The sequence below is a fragment of the Xanthomonas campestris pv. asclepiadis genome (assembly GCF_020784175.1).
In the GTDB taxonomy this organism is placed as follows: Bacteria; Pseudomonadota; Gammaproteobacteria; order Xanthomonadales; family Xanthomonadaceae; genus Xanthomonas; species Xanthomonas campestris_D.
The window spans coordinates 37,266-54,236 of record NZ_JAJGQM010000028.1; the positions used below are offsets into that span (position 1 = coordinate 37,266).

Sequence of the window (16,971 nt, forward strand, 5' to 3'; positions counted from 1 at the left end):
GCTAGGGCAATCCTCATCCGCATGCTTTTCTTATAGCTGCAATCCGACACTCAGCCGCAACGCCCGGAGTTTCCATGAACGACAAAAGCACGACCACCGGCACCGGTGGTGAATTCCTCAGCTTCGCCCTGGGCGAAGAACACTACGGCGTGGACATCCTGAAAGTGCAGGAAATCCGCGGCTACGATTCGGTCACCCGCCTGCCCGACGCACCGGACTACATCAAGGGTGTGATCAACCTGCGCGGCACCATCGTGCCGGTGATCGACCTGCGCCTGAAGCTGCGCCTGAAAGAAGCGCGCTACGACGCCTTCACCGTGATGATCGTGCTCAACGTCGAAGACCGCGTGGTCGGCATCGTGGTGGACAGCGTCTCGGACGTGATTCCGCTCAACGACGATCAGATCCGCCCCACCCCCGAATTCGGCGCCTCGGTCGACACCCGCTTCATCTCGGGCATCGGCACCCAGGACGATCGCATGCTGATCCTGCTGGATATCGAGACCCTGCTGGACAGCACCGAACTCGGTCAGCAGCAGCTGGCCGAAGAAGCGGCCTGATTCAGACCATCTGGTGTCGGGAGCTTCCCGACACGAGACGTACAACGAAGTTGAAGTGAGATGGAAATCACGTTTTTCAGATTCAAGTTGAACGGCGGCTGGCCGATAGCTGAATAGAAGCCCGCGTACACAAACGGGTCACCGTTCGACTTTTGATTCTGGAGAATCCCAATGAAGTTCCTGCTCTCGCTCCTCCCCGTCGCTGCTCTCGTGATCGTTGCTCCCACGCTGTCGGCTCAGTCGCAGGAAATGATTCCGCCGGAAATGGCGACCCGCTTCGTCGGCAAGGACGGCATGGTGTGCGGCAAGGTCGAAAAGGCCAAGTACGCCCAGAGCTCGGAAGGTGAACCCACCTTCCTGTACATGGGCGGCATGTTCCCGCGTCACACCTTCTCGGCCCGTATAGACGGCGCCAACCGCGGCAAGTTCAGCTTTGCCCCGGAAAGCCTGGAAGGCAAGGACGTCTGTGTGCTCGGCAAGATCCAGCGCGACAGCTCGCGTGCCGAAATCGAAGTCAGCTCGCCGGCCAGCCTGAAGCTCGCCACCATCAAGTAATCGTTTCGCACATCGCCACGCCCTCGCGCGTGGCGATGTGCTGTTTGCGGTTATGCGCACTGACTTCTATCGGGGAATCGTGTCAATGCAATGGATCAACAATCTCAAATTGATGCCCAAGCTGATGCTGGCGTTCGGCATCGTGCTGCTGATCATGCTGGTGCAGGGGATCATCGCCTATGCGGGCCTGGCGTCGCTCAATAACGTCACCCGCGACCTGGCCGGCAATACCATGTCCAGCGTGCGCGAAGCAGGCGATCTGCGCGGCATGCTCGGCGAATATCGAAATGCGTCTTATCAAAATCTGGTGCGCGCCAGCGACTCGGTCAAGCAGGAAGCCAAGGTCCGCGCCAAGCGGCTCAATGGCGAAATCGAAGCCACGATCAAAGGCTATCCCCGCCTGATCGAAACCCCGCAGCAAAAGAAATTGTTCGACGTGTTCGTGGCGGACTGGAAGAAGGCAGCGGCCTCCTACGCCAGCGTCGACGAAATGGTCGAGCTCAATCTGCCCGACGATGCCGTCGACACCTTCGTCGGCGAGACCCGCACCCTGCACAACAAGGCCAAGGATTCGCTGGCCGCGTTGATCGCCGAAGACAATCTGCTGGCGCAGGCTGCCAAGAGCAAGGCTGAAAAGGTCCATGCCACCTCGGTCTCGTTGACCGTGATGGTGCTGTTGATCGGCATCGCCGGTGGCCTGGGTCTGGCATTCCTGTTCGCACGTTCCATCGTCAAGAGCATGCGCGGCGCGGTGTCCACCGCCACCGAAATCGCCAGCGGCAAGCTCGACGGCCAGATCAATGTGCAGGGCCAGGACGAAGTGGGCGAACTGATGCGCTCCATGCACCGCATGCAGCGCGACCTGAAGGAACGCATCGAACGCGACAAGAAGATCGCCGACGAAAACCTGCGTATCCGTACCGCGCTGGACAAGTCCTCCACCGGCACCTTCATCACCGACACCGATCGGGTCATGATCTACGCCAACGAGGCGTTCCAGAAGCTGGTCACGCATTACGAAGGCAGCATCCGTCTGTCCTCGCCCGAGTTTGAAGCCAGCAAGATCATCGGTCAGCACATCAGCTATCTCGGCCTGCCCGAACCGACCGTGCGCAAGGCCATCGCAGCGTTGGAACGCGACGGTATCACCAGCTTCGAAGAGCGCTACGGCGAGTTTGTGATGATGCAGACCGTCACCGTCATCAAGAACGAGCAGGGCGAAAGCACCGGCGATGTCTGTGAATGGCGCGATCGCACCATCGAAGTCCAGGTCGAAGAAGAAGTCGCCCGCATCGTGCGTGCCGCCGCCAGCGGCGACATGAGCGGACGGGTGGAAACCGATGGCAAGCAGGGCTTCTTCCTGCAGCTGGCCCAGCAGCTCAACGGCCTGCTGGATGCCAACGCCGCCAGCCTGGAGCAGATCTCCGCATTGCTGTCGGCGCTGTCGCGCGGCGACCTGACCGTGCGCATGCGCGGCGAATTCAGCGGCGTGTTCGCGCAGATGCGTGACGATGCCAATGCCACCGCCGAGCAGCTTTCCGACATCGTCGGGCGCATCAAGGTCTCGTCCACCGCGATCAACTCGGCCGCCGGCGAGATCGCCTCGGGCAACAGCGACCTGTCGCATCGGACCGAGCAGCAGGCGGCCAACCTGGAAGAAACCGCCGCCTCGATGGAGGAGCTCACCTCCACCGTCAGGCAGAACGCCGAAAGCGCCCGTCAGGCCAACCAGCTCGCCATCGGCGCCACCGGGGTGGCCTCGCAAGGCGGCGACGTGGTCTCGCAGGTGGTCACCACCATGTCCGGCATCGAGGCTTCGTCCAAGAAGATCGCCGACATCATCTCGGTCATCGACGGCATCGCCTTCCAGACCAACATCCTGGCCTTGAACGCGGCGGTGGAAGCCGCCCGTGCCGGCGAACAGGGCCGCGGCTTTGCCGTGGTCGCCTCCGAGGTGCGCACGCTGGCACAGCGTTCGGCCGGTGCCGCCAAGGAGATCAAGGGCTTGATCGACGACTCCGTGCACAAGGTGGCCGAGGGTTCGGCACTGGTGCGCAAGGCCGGTGCGACCATGGCCGAGATCGTGGCCAGCGTGCAGCGCGTCACCGACATCATGGGCGAGATCTCCGCCGCCTCGCAGGAACAGTCGGCCGGCATCGAGCAGGTCAACCAGACCATCACCCAGATGGACGAAACCACCCAGCAGAACGCCGCGCTGGTGGAAGAAGCCACTGCGGCCGCACGCTCGATGGAAGAGCAGGCCGGCCATCTGGCCGAAGCGGTGTCGGTGTTCAAGCTGGACGAGTCCGCCGCCCCGGCAGCCCCGGCCGCGCGCGTGCGCCCGGTCGCCTCGCGTCCGGTTGCGGTGACGTCCGCGGCCAAGCCGGCCGCGCGTGCCGCGGCCACGTCGTCGCGGCCGGGCAAGCCGCAGGCCGCGTTGGCTGACGGCAACTGGCAAGAGTTCTGATCCAAGGCGGTCCCCGCAAAGCCCCGGCACCGCCGGGGCTTTGTATATCTGCAGCCAGCGCAGCGCATTGGCAGCGCCCAATGCCCCGCCAACGCGGTTGCAGGCAGCAGAAGCGAACCCGACCTTCTGCAAGGCACCGATTGGTGCTTCAGTTGCATGACCACGTGGCCGATATCCAGTAATAGCTCACGACGCTTATGGATATGACGACCACCTCGACTTCCGCTTCAGACACACGCGAATTTGATTTTGGCGACCGCGATTTCAAGCGCGTCTGCGACCTGATCTATCAGCGTGTCGGCATCGCCCTGGCTCCGGCCAAGCGCGACATGGTGTATGGCCGGTTGTCGCGTCGTCTTCGCGTGCTCGGCCTGCGCTCTTTCCGCGACTACCTGGACCAGTTGGAAGCAGGCAACGACGACGAGGAATGGCAGGCGTTCACCAACGCGCTGACCACCAATCTGACCTCGTTCTTCCGCGAGCCGCACCACTTCGACAAGCTGCGCGAAGAACTGCAAAAGCGCGCCTCGCAGGCACCGTTGAAGATCTGGTCGTGCGCGGCCTCGACCGGTGAGGAGCCCTACTCCATCGCCATCACCGCCTGCGAAGCCTTCGGCACCTTGACCCCGCCGGTCAGCATCGTCGCTACCGACGTCGACACCCAGGTACTGGAAACCGCCTCGCGCGGCGTCTACGCCATCGACCGGGTTGCCTCGCTGGACGCATCGATCAAGCGCAAGTACTTCCAGCGCGGCAGCGGCCCCAACGAAGGCAAGTGCCGGGTCATCCCGGCGTTGCGCCAACTCATCGAATACCGCCAGCTGAACCTGCTGGCACCGCGTTACGACGTCGGCGGCCCGTACGCGGCGCTGTTCTGCCGCAACGTGATGATCTATTTCGACAAGCCGACCCAGCGCGGCATCCTGTCGCGGCTGGTCAGCCATATGGGCGACGACGGTCTGCTCTACACCGGGCATTCGGAGAACTACCTGCACGCGGCCGATCTGATCCAGCCGTGCGGGCGCACGCTGTATCGGCGCAGCCCGCGCGCCGGAGCGTCTGCATGAGTACCGCCGTGCAGGTCGACGATGTCATGCGCTACCGCGATTCGCGGTTCCAGACCATCACCGCCAAGCTGCTGCCCACCCAGTACCTGGTGGTCGACGACGACACCGCGTTGACGACCACCTTGGGATCGTGCGTTGCCGCCTGCCTGCGCGACCCGGTCCTGAAGATCGGCGGCATGAATCACTTCCTGTTGCCGGAGGGCCAGGTCGGCGATGGCGCACCCGCGCGTTACGGCAGTTATGCGATGGAGTTGCTGATCAACGACATGCTCAAGCGCGGCGCGCATCGCAAACGCATCGAAGCCAAGGTCTTCGGTGGCGCCAACGTGCTCAAGGGCTTCACCAGCAATCCGGTCGGCACCCGCAACGCCGAGTTCGTGCGCCAGTACCTGCAGGCCGAACACATTCCCATCATTGCCGAAGATCTGTGCGGCATCCATCCGCGCAAGGTGTGGTTCTTCCCGACGACCGGACGCGTGGTCGTGCAGCGTTTGCCGCATGCACACGAAGCCGAAGTCGCCGCCGCCGAATCGGCCGTGCGCGCCCGTCTGTCCAAAGCACCGGTTACCGGTGGAGTGGAGTTGTTCGAATGACGCTGGAAACCCCTGTGCGTGTATTGATCGTCGACGACTCGGCGGTCGTACGTCAGATGCTGACCGAAATCCTCTCGCGCGATGCCGGTATCGAGGTGATCGGCTCGGCCGCCGACCCGATCCTGGCACGCGAAAAGATCAAACGCCTCAATCCGGACGTGATCACGCTGGATGTGGAAATGCCGCGCATGGACGGCCTGGTGTTCCTGGAAAACCTCATGCGCCTGCGCCCCACCCCGGTGGTGATGATCTCCTCGCTGACCGAGCGTGGCGCCGACACCACCTTGCAGGCCTTGTCGCTGGGTGCGGTGGATTTCGTCTCCAAGCCCAAGATCGACGTCGCCCGCGGGCTGGAAGGCTACGCCGAAGAAATCGTCAGCAAGGTCAAGATGGCCTCCAAGGCCAAGGTCAGCGCGCTCAATCGTCCCAGCGCGCCCAAGCTCACCCTGGACATGCAGTCCGCGCCGGTGCCGGGCAGCGCGCTGCGCTTCCGCACCACCGACCGCCTGATCGCCATCGGCGCCTCGGCTGGCGGTACCGAAGCCTTGCGCGTGGTGCTCGAGCACATGCCCGCCGATGCACCGGCGGTGGTGATGACCCAGCATCTGCCGGCCAGCTTCAGCACCGCCTTTGCCGAACGCCTCAATCGCCATTCGGCGATGTCGGTACGCGAGGCCAGTGATGGCGAGGCGATCCTGCCCGGCCACGCCTATCTGCCGCCGGGCGGCCAGCACTTGCGCATCATCCGTGACGGTGCGCGCTGGCGCTGCCGCATCGACGACGGCCCGCCGGTCAACCGCCACAAGCCGGCGGTGGACGTGCTGTTCCGTTCGGTCGCCGCCAACGCCGGCCCGAATGCGGTCGGTGCCATCCTCACCGGCATGGGTGACGACGGCGCACGCGGCCTGCTGGAAATGCTGCAGGCCGGCGCGCCCACGCTGGTGCAGGACGAAGCCAGCAGCGTGGTGTGGGGCATGCCCGGTGCCGCCTACAAGCTCGGTGCCGCGCAGGAAGTGGTGCCGCTGGACCGCGTGGCCGAGCGCCTGATCGCGCTGTCGGCGCAGGCACGCTGATCCGGCATGAAGTCCCGTCCCCCGCATCCGACCGAACCGGCGGCGGTCCCCGGCGTCGCGGACACCGCGTCGCTGGCGACGGCGGATGCGCCGGCAAGTAACGCGACACACCCCGGGACGATCAAGGCCGGCCCGGTCACCGGTGGCATGACCAGGCCAGACGAACATCCCGACGCCACCCGCTCGCGCGTGCTGGCCGAAGCGCTGGACGGCAGCAGCAGTGCGATCCTGATCTGCGATCTGCAATCGCGCCTGCTCTATGCCAATGATGGCTTCCAGCGCATGTTCGGCTATACCGAGGCCGAACTGGTGGGCAAGCGTCCCTCGGACGTGCTCACCCGCGCGCAGAGCGACCAGGAAGAAGTGGCGCGCATCCGTGACCGTGCCGACGCGCTGCAGCAGACCCAGGCCGACCTGCTGGTGTACCGCAAGGACGGCACGCCGCTGTGGATCTCGCTCAACTTCAACCCGATCTACGACGCTAGGCATCTGCCATCGCATTACGTGGCGGTGCTGACCGACATCACCGACACCAAGATGCATGAGGTGCTGCAGCACCGCGTACTCGAGGCCCTGGTGCAGGAGCGGCCGCTGATCGAGGTCATGACGCTGATCTGTACCGAGGTCGAGCGCATCGCGCCGGATGTGCTGGCCACGGTCATGAGCGCGGACAATCAAGGCTGCCTGCATTCGCTGGCCGCCCCCAGCCTGCCGCCGGAGTATGCCGATGCGGTCAACGGGTTGAAGATCGCGCCGGGTGCAGGTGCCTGCGGCACGGCCGCCTGGCGCGGCCGCCCGGTGATGGTGGAAGACATCGCCACCGACCCGCTGTTTGCGCAATTCCGCGAACTGTTGCTGCCGATGGGCTTGCGCGCGTGCTGGAGCACGCCGATCCGCTCCAACAGCGCACGCGTGCTCGGTACCTTCGCGCTGTATTACCGCAAGGCGCAGCGTGCCGATGCCTGGCACGTGCGCCTCACCGATCTGTGCCAGCAGTTGTGCACGCTGGCACTGGAGCGCGAACAGATCCGCCAACGCGTGCATCAGCTCGCGTTCTACGATGCGCTGACCGGCCTGCCCAACCGCATCATGTTCAGCGCACGCGCCGAGCAAGCATTGACGCAGGCCGAATATGCCGGCGAACCGGCCACGTTGATGTTCATCAACATCGACCGCTTCAAATTGATCAACGACAGCCAGGGCCATGCCGCCGGCGATGGACTGTTGCGCGACATCGCCTTGCGCATCGGCGAACAGCTGACCGCCACCGCCATGCTGGCGCGCCTGGCCGGCGACGAGTTCGCACTCGCGCTGCCGCAATGCAGCGCCGAGCAGGCCAGTGCCGCCGCAGAACGTGTGCTGGGCACCATTGCCAGGCCGCTGCCGGTCGGGCACATGACCGTGCATCCGTCCGCCAGCATCGGCGTGGCGATGTTTCCCGAGGACGGGCGCGACATCAACATCCTGCTGCGGCATGCCGATCTGGCCATGAATCGCGCCAAGCAGGAAGGCGGCGGCCGGTTCCGCTTCTTCAGTTCCGACATGAACCGCATGGCGCAGGAGCGCGTTGCGCTGGAAGCGGAGCTGCGCCAGGCCATCGGCCGCGATCAGCTGCAGCTGCATTATCAACCGCAATTGCATAGCGCCGCGCCGCACGCGCTGTACGGCGTGGAAGCGCTATTGCGCTGGAATCATCCGCAGCTGGGCGCCATTTCGCCAGCGCGTTTCCTGCCCGTGGCCGAAGAGCAAGGCATGATGCCGCAGCTCAATGACTGGGTGCTGCGCAGCGCCTGTCGGCAGATCGCCGACTGGCGCAATCGTGGTGTGCCGGTGGCACGCGTGTCGGTGAATCTGTCGGCGAGCAGCTTCGAAAGCCCGCGCATGCTCAGCGACCTGCTGCGCCTGATCGCCGACATGGGCGCGCAGCCCTCCGACCTCACACTGGAAATGACCGAGAGCGTGATGCTCTCCGGGCAGCCGGGCGTGCTGGAGAACCTGCACGCCATCCGCGAAGCCGGCATCTCGTTATCGCTGGACGACTTCGGCACCGGCTATTCAAGCCTGAGCCATCTACATCGTCTGCCGATCGACGAGCTCAAGCTGGACATGAGCTTCGTGCGCGACATCGAACACAGCGAAGACGCCCGCGCCCTCACCACCTCCGTGCTGCGCATCGGCGAGCATTTGCGCAAGCACGTGGTTGCCGAAGGCGTGGAAAACGAAGCACAGCGCCTGTTCCTCGCCGATCTCGGCTGCGAAGTGCTGCAGGGCTATCTGTTTTCGCGGCCATTGCCGGCAGCGGCACTGGAAGCCTGGTTGGGCGCGCAGCCTTAGCGCGGCTTCGGTGTCCGTGGCAGAGCCCAAAAGCAGGTGTTCTTGAGCTCAGGCTGGAGAATGTCGAACAGCGAACGCAAAGCGTCTGATCTGGTGCTTCGGTGCAGGGCCCTTGCCCGCCCACCCTCGCGGGACACGCCGCAAGTACGTCCTGTAGGCTCTGGCGCGGCATCCATGCCGCTCAAGGTCCCGCGACGGTGAGCGGGCAAGGACCAGTCCGGATGGTCGGTGCTCATGGCTGCAAGCAGCACATGGCGTACTGCTGACTCACCAGATCAGCACCACACCATTCAGGGCGATGCCTCAGCCTGACCACCGCCTTCAAGCGCGCGCCTTTCCATCCGCGTCGAATCCGATGCCACCGTGCGCTTCAACCATCCCAACAACTGCGCGGTGACGAACGCCGGATTCTCCAGCGACGCGATATGCCCGGCGTCGGGAATCAGCTCGTAGTCGCAACCGATCACCTCGGCCATCAGCCACAGCTCTTCCGGCGGCCGCGGAATATCGTCTGCGCCGCCGAGCAGGAACGTGCTGGCCGGATTCAGCGCAGACATCGCCTGCAGGCGATCCGCGCGCCCGAAGATCAGCCGGCCCAGCGGCACGATGGATGTGCGCAACTGCTCGGCCGACATCGCCGCCAGGCGCTGCGCAAACGCAGCCGGCAGCGCGGAATTCAGATCGATCCCGGGACGGAAGAAGATCGGCACGATCGCCTCGATCAACGCAGGCGTCACCTGCCCTGCCGCTTCGATTGCATCGAGCAGACCGAAATAACGCGTTTGCGTGGCCTGCGGCTCGGCACCCAGGAAGGTATCCATCAACACCAGGCTGCGCACGCGCTCCGGTGCCAGCAGCGCCAGCTCGGCGCCCCACATGCCACCGACCGACAAACCGACCACCGCGCAATGTGGCAGTTCCAATGCATCCAGCAACAGCAGCATCTGCTCGGCAAGATCGCCCACCGTCTGCGTGCCCGCCGGCAATGCTGCCGATTGTCCGTGTCCCCACAACTCGGGAACGATGACCCGATAGTGCTGCGACAGCGCCTGGATCTGCGGCTCCCACATGGCCGCATCCCAGAGATAACTGTGGCCAAGCAATACCGGAAACCCTTGACCGTATTGTGCGTAGTGCAGCGTTTGACCAGCGATCGTGCAAGTGGGCATTGGAGATCATGAGAGCGAATGGGAGCGGCGCCACTCTAGACCTCCCCACTTCAGATTTTTGTTGCAATGCGACAGGCGAGTTAACTGCGATTGCCTTAACTCCCGGCATTGCGCAGCTAAAACGAAGACATCGCCCGAATAACGAAAAACGCCCGGCATTGCCGGGCGTTTTCGAACACGTGATCAACCAGCTGGATCAGGCAGCGACGGTGTCGGCCACGTCCTGATATTCCTGGATCTGATCGAAGTTCATGTAGCGGTAGATCTGATCGCCACTGGTCTTGATCACGCCCACATCGGCCATGTACTCATCCTTGGTCGGGATGCGACCCAGGCGTGAGCAGATCGCGGCCAGTTCCGCTGAACCCAGGTACACGTTGGTGTTGCGGCCGAGACGGTTGGGGAAGTTGCGCGTGGAGGTGGAGAACACCGTGGCGCCCTCGCGTGCCTGGGCCTGGTTGCCCATGCACAGCGAGCAGCCCGGCATTTCCATGCGCGCACCGGCCGCGCCAAAGGTGCCGTAATGACCTTCCTTGGTCAGCTCGGAGGCGTCCATCTTGGTCGGCGGCGCAACCCACAAACGGGTCGGGATATCGCGCTTGCCTTCCAGCAACTTGGCGGCGGCACGGAAGTGACCGATGTTGGTCATGCACGAACCGATGAACACCTCGTCGATCGCCGCGCCGGCCACGTCGGACAGTGTCTTGACGTCGTCCGGGTCGTTCGGGCACGCCACGATCGGCTCGTGGATGTCGGCCAGGTCGATCTCGATGACGGCGGCGTATTCGGCGTCGGCATCGGGCTGCAGCAGCTGCGGATCGGCCAGCCACTCTTCCATCTTCTTGATGCGGCGGCCCAGCGTGCGTGCATCGGCATAGCCTTCGGCAATCATCCAGCGCAGCAGCGTGATGTTGCTGGTCAGGTATTCGATGATCGGCGCCTTGTCCAGGTGCACGGTGCAACCGGCCGCCGAACGCTCGGCCGAGGCGTCGGACAGTTCGAACGCCTGCTCCACCTTCAGGTTCGGCAAGCCTTCGATTTCCAGGATGCGGCCGGAGAAGATGTTCTTCTTGCCCTGCTTGGCCACGGTCAGCAGCCCGTCCTTGATCGCGTACAGCGGGATCGCGTTGACCAGGTCGCGCAGGGTCACACCCGGCTGCATCTCACCCTTGAAGCGCACCAGCACGCTCTCGGGCATGTCCAGCGGCATCACACCGGTGGCAGCCGCGAACGCCACCAGGCCGGAGCCGGCCGGGAACGAAATGCCAATCGGGAAACGCGTGTGCGAGTCGCCACCGGTGCCGACGGTGTCGGGCAACAGCATGCGATTGAGCCAGCTGTGGATCACGCCATCGCCCGGACGCAGCGACACGCCGCCACGGGTGGAGATGAACTCCGGCAAGGTGTGGTGGGTCTTGACGTCGACCGGCTTCGGATAGGCGGCGGTGTGGCAGAACGACTGCATCACCAAGTCGGCCGAGAAGCCCAGGCAGGCCAGGTCCTTGAGCTCGTCGCGGGTCATCGGGCCGGTGGTGTCCTGCGAGCCCACCGAGGTCATCTTCGGCTCGCAATAGGTGCCCGGGCGCATGCCCTGGCCTTCCGGCAAGCCACACGCGCGGCCGACCATCTTCTGCGCCAGCGAGAAGCCCTTGCCGGTGTCCGGCGGGTCCATCGGCAGACGGAACAGGTCCGAGGCCGGCAGGCCCAGGAACTCGCGCGCCTTCGCGGTCAGGCCGCGGCCGACGATCAACGGAATGCGGCCACCGGCGCGCACTTCGTCGAACAACACATCCGACTTCATCGCGAACTCGGCGATCACCTGGCCGTTCTTCAGCGCCTTGCCGTCATACGGACGCAGCTCGATCACATCGCCGTGCTCCATCTGCGACACGTCCAGCTCGATCGGCAACGCACCGGCGTCTTCCATCGTGTTGTAGAAGATTGGCGCGATCTTGCTGCCCAGGCACACACCGCCGAAGCGCTTGTTCGGGATGTACGGAATATCCTCACCAGTCCACCACAGCACCGAGTTGGTGGCCGACTTGCGCGAGGAACCGGTACCGACCACGTCGCCCACATAGGCGACCAGATGGCCCTTGTCCTTGAGATCGGCAATGGCCTGGATCGGGCCGCGCTTGCCGTCTTCTTCCGGCACGAAGGCTGCACCGTCGCGGGCGTTCTTCAGCATCGCCAGCGCGTGCAGCGGGATGTCCGGGCGCGTGGTTGCATCCGGGGCCGGCGACAGGTCGTCGGTGTTGGTCTCGCCGGGCACCTTGAACACGGTGACGGTCATGCTCTGCGGCACTTCCGGCTTGCTGGTGAACCACTCGGCATTGGCCCAGCTCTGCAGCACGGCCTTGGCGTGCGCGTTACCGGCCTCGGCCTTTTCCTGCACGTCGTGGAAGGCGTCGAACACCAGCAAGGTGTGCTTGAGCGCCTCGGCGGCGGTGGCGCCCAGCTCGGTGTTGTCGAGCAGGTCGATCAGCGGCTGGATGTTGTAGCCACCCAGCATGGTGCCGAGCAGCTCGGTCGCACGCGTGGGGCTGATCAGCGCGGTCTTTTCGGTGCCGAACGCCACCGCTGCCAGGTACGAGGCCTTGACCTTGGCAGCGTCGTCGACACCGGCCGGCACGCGCTGGCTGAGCAGCTCGACCAGGAATGTTTCTTCGCCCGCCGGCGGAGCCTTCAGCAGCTCGATGACCTCGGCGGTCTGCTGCGCGGTCAGCGGCAGCGGCGGGATACCGAGCGCGGCGCGCTCTGCAACGTGGTGGCGATAGGCTTCCAACATGCGGATTCTCCGAAAGACAACAGTGAATGTGTAAACGCGAAACGTGGATCAGCGTGCGGGTTTGGGGACAACGATCTTCAAACCCTTGAAGTAGTCGCGGAAAAAGCCCTCGTCGCGGGTGATCAACCCGTCGCACTGGAGCATCGCGTGGGCGCCGATCAGGAAATCGGCCACCACCCGCTCGCGCTTGCCGCCGCGCGCGCGGAAGCGCTTGTTCATATGGCCGGCGCGCACCGCCGCCGCTTCCTGGGTGGCTTCGTACCGCACACCGATCGAGGCCAGGGTTTCCATCAGGTCGACCTGGGTATCGAGCATGGCCAGCACCTCGGCCACCACCGCATCGCAGACCACCACCTCGTCGCGCGCCAGCGCATCGCCGATGCAGATCTCCGACACCTCGCCGTAGACCGCATCGCCGACCAGGATGTCGAGCAGCACCGAGGAATCCAGGGCGATCATGGGTCGAACGGATCCCCGGGCGCGCGGCCACGGATGGCACGCATGGCTTCGTCGGTACTGGTCAACCCGTCGACCAGCTTGAACTTGCCGCGCACCTTGCGCAGCGCCTCGCTGACGTCCTTGCGCAGGATGATGCGCCCGCCGTCGAGCTCGATCTTGAGCGTGGTGCCCTTGGTCAGGCCCAGGGCATCGCGCACGGCCTTGGGCAGCGTGATCTGCCCGCGTTCGGCAACTGTGGCTTCCATGGAGGTGGCCCCGGCAGAAAGTATGCAGCGATTTTACATACTTGACTTGTCGTACTCAAGACCACATACCCTGTCCTGCAACCGAACGTACACACTGAATTGGTCACACTGTTCCAAACAGACCTACAGCCTGCAGCCATAGGAGTGATGCATGAGCGATTCCTTTTCCACCCGTACCTCGCTTGAGGTCCACGGCAAGCGCTACGAGTACTACAGCCTGCCGAAGCTGGGCGAGCGCTTCGAGATCGGCCACCTGCCCTATTCGATGAAGATCCTGCTGGAGAACCTGCTCCGGCACGAGGACGGCGGCGTCACCGTCGGCAAGGACCATATCGAAGCGGTCGCCACCTGGGACCCCAAGGCCGAGCCCGATATCGAAATCGCCTTCATGCCGGCTCGCGTGGTGCTGCAGGACTTCACCGGCGTGCCGTGCGTGGTCGACCTGGCCGCGATGCGCGATGCCGTGGTCAAGCTCGGTGGCAACGCCGACCAGATCAACCCGCAGATTCCCTCCGAGCTGGTCATCGACCACTCGGTGCAGGTGGATGTGTTCGGCTCGGCCGATGCGCTCGACCTCAACGGCAAGATCGAGTTCCAGCGCAACCAGGAACGCTACGGCTTCCTGCGCTGGGGTCAGAAGGCGTTCGAGAACTTCAAGGTGGTGCCGCCCAACACCGGCATCGTCCACCAGGTGAACCTGGAAAACCTGGCGCGCGTGGTGATGAGCGCGGACAAGGACGGGACACAGATCGCCTACCCGGACACCGTGTTCGGCACCGACAGCCACACCACCATGATCAACGGCATCGGCGTGCTGGGCTGGGGCGTGGGCGGGATCGAGGCCGAGGCCGCGATGCTTGGGCAGCCGTCCTCCATGCTGATTCCGCAGGTGGTCGGCTTCAAGCTCAGCGGCAAGCTGCCTGAAGGCGCCACCGCCACCGACCTGGTGCTCACCGTCACCCAGATGCTGCGCAAGGCCGGCGTGGTCGGCAAGTTCGTGGAGTTCTACGGCGAAGGCCTGCAGCATCTGCCGCTGGCCGACCGCGCCACGATCGGCAACATGGCACCGGAATACGGCGCCACCTGCGGCATCTTCCCGGTCGACGAAGAATCGTTGACCTATCTGCGCCTGTCCGGCCGCAGCGAGGAGCAGATCGCGCTGGTCGAGGCCTATGCCAAGGCGCAAGGCCTGTGGCACGACGTCAACACCCCGCCGGCGCAGTACAGCGCCACGCTGGAGCTGGACATGGGCGAGGTCAAGCCGTCGCTGGCCGGCCCCAAGCGCCCGCAGGACCGCGTGCTGCTGGAAGACATGCAGTCCAACTTCCGCGAGAGCCTCAAGCCGTTCGTGGACGCGCGCAGCAAGCGCCTGACCGACATCAAGCAGGAAGACCGCCTGAAGAACGAAGGCGGCGGCGGCACTGCAGTCGGCGCCAAGGCGGCGCAAGCCGAGAGTTCCACCGACAGCGGCGCTGGTTGGCAGCTGCGCGACGGCTCGGTGGTGATTGCCGCGATCACCTCCTGCACCAACACCTCCAATCCGGCAGTGATGCTGGGGGCCGGCCTGCTCGCGCGTAACGCGGCGGCCAAGGGGCTGAAGGCGCAGCCGTGGGTGAAGACTTCGCTCGGGCCGGGTTCGCGCGTGGTCACCGATTATCTGAGCAAGGCCGGCGTGCTTGCCGACCTGGAAAAGCTCGGTTTCTACGTGGTCGGCTACGGCTGCACCACCTGCATCGGCAATTCCGGCCCGCTGCCGGACGATGTGTCTGCGGCGATCGCCAAGGACGATCTGGTGGTGTCTTCGGTGTTGTCGGGCAACCGCAACTTCGAAGGCCGCGTGCATCCCGAAGTGAAGATGAACTACCTCGCCTCGCCGCCGCTGGTGGTGGCGTATGCGATCGCCGGTACCACCGACATCAACCTCACCACCGACCCGCTGGGCACCGGTAGCGACGGGCAACCGGTGTATCTGCGCGACATCTGGCCGAGCAACAAGGAAATCGGCGACACCATCGCCGCCACCGTCGGCCCGGAGATGTTCAAGCAGAACTATGCCGACGTGTTCAAGGGCGACAGCCGCTGGAACACCATCGCCTCCCCGGATGGCGCGCTGTACGAATGGGACGCGGCCTCGACCTACATCAAGAACCCGCCCTACTTCGATGGCATGACCATGCAGGTGGGCCATGTCGAGGACGTGCATGGTGCACGCATCATGGGCCTGTTCGGCGACTCGATCACCACCGATCACATCTCGCCGGCCGGCAACATCAAGAAGGATTCGCCGGCGGGTCGCTTCCTGCAGGAGCGCGGCGTGCAGCCGGCCGACTTCAACAGCTACGGCAGCCGCCGCGGCAACGACGACGTAATGGTGCGCGGCACCTTCGCCAACATCCGCATCAAGAACCTGATGTTCGGCGGCGAAGAAGGCGGCAACACGCTGTACTACGGAAAGGACGGCGCCGCGCCGGAAAAACTGGCGATCTACGATGCGGCAGTGAAGTACAAGGCCGACGGCGTGCCGCTGGTGGTGCTGGCCGGCAAGGAATACGGCACCGGCTCCTCGCGCGACTGGGCGGCCAAGGGCACCAACCTGCTCGGCGTCAAGGCGGTGATCGCCGAGAGCTTCGAGCGTATCCATCGCTCCAACCTGGTCGGCATGGGCGTGCTGCCGCTGCAGTTCCTCGAGAACGAAAACGCGCAGACCCTGGGCCTGGATGGTTCGGAAGTGTTGGACATCACCGGCCTGCAGGACGGCGCTAGCCGCCGTGCCACGGTGGATGCCAGAAAGTCCGACGGCAGCGTCAAGCAGTTCCAGGTCAAGGTGCTGCTGCTGACGCCCAAGGAAGTGGAGTACTTCAAGCACGGTGGTCTGCTGCAGTACGTGCTGCGCCAACTGGCTGCACGCAAGGCGGCCTGATTGCAGAGCGCTGCGATACAAGCGTAATGACACTCCCGCCGCCTGGCGGGAGTGTCGTTTTGGGCGGTCAGAACTTTGTCACGCCGGACAAGTGAGCAATTGTCAGATGCAGAGAGACGGTGCGCGCGAACGCAGCGCGACGGGCAGATGTGCCTCCAACAGGCACCGGCCGCGCTCGCCTGGCGATGCACGCATCAGAAGCGCCGTATCAGCGCCCCGTCGGCTCCCATTGCGCGTGATACAGCTGCCAGTCGCCGTCCTGCAGGCGCCAGCCGGTGGTCACCTGGTAGGTCTGTGCCTGCTCGGGCAGCCAGCGCCCGCTGCCGCCGGTCAGCAGCGCGGTGAAACGCGCGCTTGCGATGTCATTGCGCAGTTGCATATCCACCGGCCCCAGAGTCACACCGATGCTGCGATTGCCCAGCATCTGCAGCTGCATCAATCGCCGCAGGCCGGCTGCGTCCAGTCCTTGTTGGCCGACAAAATCCTCGGCCACCGGCGCCATCGCCTCGCCGATGTCGCGCGCTTCGATCGCCTGATGCATCGTCTCCAGCGTTGCGCGCAGCCGTTGTTCCGGTGCAGCACGTGTGCAAGCGATCAAGGCCACGACGCAAATGCCGACCCACCCGACACGCCACCGCGCTTGAATGCTGCCCCGCGTCACGCTTCGCCTTTTCCATGCATGACGGTATGCTGCCAGCTGTTGTAGTGCCGTGGAACACACCGCGTCACGTACCGAACACC

Annotated in this window: 13 protein-coding genes; 8 read left to right on the forward strand and 5 right to left on the reverse strand. The window is 64.5% G+C overall.

The window, feature by feature from the left end; translation table 11 throughout:
* Positions 1–74 precede the first annotated feature (74 nt).
* The 7 genes from LL972_RS13465 to LL972_RS13495 all read left to right on the forward strand — a co-directional run bounded on the left by LL972_RS13465 (position 75) and on the right by LL972_RS13495 (position 8,649).
* Positions 75–560: a chemotaxis protein CheW gene (locus tag LL972_RS13465; RefSeq protein ID WP_016904902.1), complete on the forward strand. Its 486-nt coding sequence runs from the start codon at positions 75–77 to the stop codon at positions 558–560.
* Between the two features lie 171 nt (positions 561–731).
* Positions 732–1,115: a hypothetical protein gene (locus tag LL972_RS13470; protein WP_005993867.1), complete on the forward strand. Its 384-nt coding sequence runs from the start codon at positions 732–734 to the stop codon at positions 1,113–1,115.
* Positions 1,116–1,200: 85 nt separating this feature from the next.
* A complete protein-coding gene (locus LL972_RS13475) occupies positions 1,201–3,582 on the forward strand; it encodes a methyl-accepting chemotaxis protein (RefSeq protein ID WP_228328025.1) in 2,382 nt (793 codons plus the stop codon).
* Between the two features lie 197 nt (positions 3,583–3,779).
* Positions 3,780–4,649, forward strand: a complete 870-nt coding sequence (locus tag LL972_RS13480) for a CheR family methyltransferase (RefSeq protein WP_228328026.1) — start codon at positions 3,780–3,782, stop codon at positions 4,647–4,649.
* The gene (gene cheD / locus LL972_RS13485; RefSeq protein WP_024937701.1) at positions 4,646–5,242 is read left to right on the forward strand and encodes a chemoreceptor glutamine deamidase CheD; all 597 of its coding nucleotides are present in this window, start codon (positions 4,646–4,648) and stop codon (positions 5,240–5,242) included. Before LL972_RS13480 ends, cheD begins: the two co-directional genes overlap by 4 nt.
* On the forward strand, positions 5,239–6,315 hold the full coding sequence (locus LL972_RS13490; RefSeq protein WP_228328027.1) for a protein-glutamate methylesterase/protein-glutamine glutaminase: 1,077 nt from the start codon (positions 5,239–5,241) through the stop codon (positions 6,313–6,315). The genes cheD and LL972_RS13490 overlap by 4 nt, the downstream gene beginning before the upstream one ends.
* A gap of 6 nt (positions 6,316–6,321) precedes the next feature.
* The gene (locus LL972_RS13495) at positions 6,322–8,649 is read left to right on the forward strand and encodes an EAL domain-containing protein (protein ID WP_228328028.1); all 2,328 of its coding nucleotides are present in this window, start codon (positions 6,322–6,324) and stop codon (positions 8,647–8,649) included.
* Between the two features lie 290 nt (positions 8,650–8,939).
* Here LL972_RS13495 and LL972_RS13500 read toward each other — a convergent pair whose 3' ends face one another.
* From LL972_RS13500 to LL972_RS13515, 4 genes are all read right to left on the reverse strand, one after another.
* Positions 8,940–9,818, reverse strand: a complete 879-nt coding sequence (locus LL972_RS13500; RefSeq protein WP_228328029.1) for an alpha/beta fold hydrolase — start codon at positions 9,816–9,818, stop codon at positions 8,940–8,942.
* Between the two features lie 196 nt (positions 9,819–10,014).
* On the reverse strand, positions 10,015–12,606 hold the full coding sequence (acnB, locus tag LL972_RS13505) for a bifunctional aconitate hydratase 2/2-methylisocitrate dehydratase (protein WP_228328030.1): 2,592 nt from the start codon (positions 12,604–12,606) through the stop codon (positions 10,015–10,017).
* A gap of 48 nt (positions 12,607–12,654) precedes the next feature.
* Positions 12,655–13,065, reverse strand: a complete 411-nt coding sequence (locus LL972_RS13510; protein WP_016903181.1) for a type II toxin-antitoxin system VapC family toxin — start codon at positions 13,063–13,065, stop codon at positions 12,655–12,657.
* Positions 13,062–13,310, reverse strand: a complete 249-nt coding sequence (locus LL972_RS13515) for an AbrB/MazE/SpoVT family DNA-binding domain-containing protein (RefSeq protein WP_016903180.1) — start codon at positions 13,308–13,310, stop codon at positions 13,062–13,064. Before LL972_RS13515 ends, LL972_RS13510 begins: the two co-directional genes overlap by 4 nt.
* Positions 13,311–13,461: 151 nt before the next feature.
* On the opposite strand from LL972_RS13515, the gene acnA reads away from it, so the two are divergent.
* Positions 13,462–16,230, forward strand: coding sequence for an aconitate hydratase AcnA (gene acnA / locus LL972_RS13520; protein ID WP_228328031.1), 2,769 nt, complete (start codon positions 13,462–13,464; stop codon positions 16,228–16,230).
* A 208-nt stretch (positions 16,231–16,438) separates the two neighbouring features.
* On the opposite strand, the gene LL972_RS13525 is transcribed toward acnA, so the two are convergent.
* Entirely contained in the window at positions 16,439–16,891 is a 453-nt protein-coding gene (locus LL972_RS13525; protein WP_228328032.1) for a nuclear transport factor 2 family protein, read from the reverse strand.
* Positions 16,892–16,971: the final 80 nt, after the last annotated feature.